The organism is Streptomyces niveiscabiei (genome assembly GCF_001419795.1).
In the GTDB taxonomy this organism is placed as follows: domain Bacteria; phylum Actinomycetota; class Actinomycetes; order Streptomycetales; family Streptomycetaceae; genus Streptomyces; species Streptomyces niveiscabiei.
Genome location: NZ_LIRL01000813.1, coordinates 1 through 1,915 on the forward strand (window position 1 = coordinate 1; position 1,915 = coordinate 1,915).

3 protein-coding genes are annotated in these 1,915 nt (G+C 72.5%); 1 reads left to right on the top strand and 2 read right to left on the bottom strand.

The window, feature by feature from the left end; all coding sequences use genetic code 11:
• Positions 1–354: 354 nt before the first annotated feature.
• A complete protein-coding gene (locus tag AOK24_RS34340; RefSeq protein WP_010350366.1) occupies positions 355–543 on the bottom strand; it encodes a DUF5703 family protein in 189 nt (62 codons plus the stop codon).
• Between the two features lie 47 nt (positions 544–590).
• Between AOK24_RS34340 and AOK24_RS34345 the strand changes: the two genes are divergently transcribed.
• Entirely contained in the window at positions 591–1,325 is a 735-nt protein-coding gene (locus AOK24_RS34345; protein ID WP_055723914.1) for a hypothetical protein, read from the top strand.
• A gap of 115 nt (positions 1,326–1,440) precedes the next feature.
• Here the strand turns inward: AOK24_RS34345 and AOK24_RS34350 are convergent.
• The coding region (locus AOK24_RS34350; protein WP_159052080.1) for a C-terminal helicase domain-containing protein at positions 1,441–1,915 on the bottom strand (475 nt) is incomplete at its 5' end.

The window sequence follows — 1,915 nt, forward strand, 5'->3', positions numbered from 1 at the left end:
CCTCCGCCCAACCCCCCACCGTCTCCGGGGAACTGGCGAGCACGGGTGCCGAACTCCCCCTGGGGCTCGCCCTCCCGGCCGGCGCGGGCATGCTCGTCGCCGGTGCGCTGCTCTACCGCCGGAGGAACACGTCCGTCTGACGGCGATCTTCGGCCAAGCTGAGGCAACGGCCGCGAAAACCACGGCAAAGCGGCACGGAACACGTCAACTGCCGTGAAAACGCGAGGGTGATCCCGACCACACGGATCACCCCGCGCGTACAGCGCGACGGAGCGGACCCCGACCCGGCGGGGCCCGCTCCGTCGTCCTGCCCGTCCCCTTCGTCCCCTTAGTCCCCCTCGTCTGCGTTTCAGCTCACCACGTGGCCCGTACCTGGCGGATGATCCGCCGCCGCAACCGCACCCTGCGGCTGCCGTCCCGCATGAGGCTCAGACGGTGCAACTCCCAGTGACCGTACTCGGCATGGTCCGTCAGCAGACGTGCCGCCTCCTTGCGGGAGACCCCGCGCGGTACGTACACGTCGACAAATTCGTATTCCGGCATCGCATCTATTGTGCGGGCTGGGGCCTCGTACGGATAGCGTCTGCACTATGTCTGATGCTGCGCAGCCCACCGCTGCCGAGGTACGCGCCGCCGCCGAGGCGGTCAAGACCGCGCTCGACCGCCACCTGGCCGCGGTCGAACGCCGGTCGGGTGAGGACGACCCGGCCGTCTACGAGGCGTTCAACGAACTGGCCGCTGCGGCGGAGACGTACGACGAACTGCTCTACGACCGGTACGACGAGGTCACCCCCTTCGAGATCCCCGGCACCGACGACTCCCTCCCGCCGTACGCGGGCCCGGAGGAGCCGAACGCCCTGAGCGTGCTGATCCGCCGCGACTACGCGGTCGCCGAACCCCAGCGGCTCCTCGCGCAGGCCCAGCGGGTCGAGGCGGCCGAGTACGACGGCGGCGAGGACACCGCGAGCACCGTCCACGGCGCCCTCGGCATCCTCTTCGGCGAGTACGAGCCCGACGAGATCGCCTCCCGGCACAAGGAGTTCGGCCTGGAGGAGGGCGACTCGACGCTCTGGGTGGTCGCCGCCGACGACCCGGCCGACCCCGGCGAATGGCTGGAGTCCCCCTTCGACCAGGCCGACCCCCAGCGGGTCGTCTGCCGCTTCGACGTCAGCGCGGTCTTCGACGAGGAGTCGGAGGACGAGGACTTCGAGGAGGACGAGGTGGATGACGTCGACGGGGTCGATGACGTGGACGTGGTCGATGTCGACGAGGTCGATGTGGAGGACGTGGAGGATCTGGAGCCGCTGGACGCGGACCGGCGGTAGCGGGCGTTCGCGGCGCGGTCTCGCGAGAGGCCGGCGGTGCGGGTGCTCATGGTGAAGGGCGCGGGGGTTCTCCCTCCGCGCCCTTCGCGCGCTCCGGTCCGTACTGCCCCGCTGGTTACCCCGCCGCCACCGGCACCTGTCCGCGCAGCAGCACCGGCAGCCGGGTCGTCCGCGGCTTCGGCAGGACCTCGGCGACCGCGTGCGGGAGGGCCTGTTCCACGCCGTGGACGACCGACAGGTGCCGCTCGGGGCGGCTGAACGCCGTGTACACCCACGCCCGCGACAGCGCCTGCGCCGCGTCCCCGGGCAGCACCACGACCGCCGCCGGCCAGCGCGCGCCCGCCGCCTGGTGCGCGGTCAGCGCCCAGCCGTGCCGCAGGGTCTGCTCGACACGGTCCTTCGGTACGAGGACGGCGGTGCCGGCGCAGGTGATGCGTAGGCCGTCCGCGTCGGCGCCCACGACCCGGCCCGGGACCGTGCGGCCGGGCGCGGGGGCGTAGGCGACCAGGTCGCCCGGGTCGTACCCGGCGAACCGTCCCGGGCCAGGGTTCAGGCGCTCCTTGAGGGCCGCGTTCAGCGCGCGCGTGCCG

Coding starts and splice junctions, on each gene's coding strand:
- AOK24_RS34340 (WP_010350366.1), bottom strand. CDS start 543: ATGCCGGAATACGAATTTGTCGACGTGTACGTACCGCGCGGGGTCTCC.
- AOK24_RS34345 (WP_055723914.1), top strand. CDS start 591: ATGTCTGATGCTGCGCAGCCCACCGCTGCCGAGGTACGCGCCGCCGCC.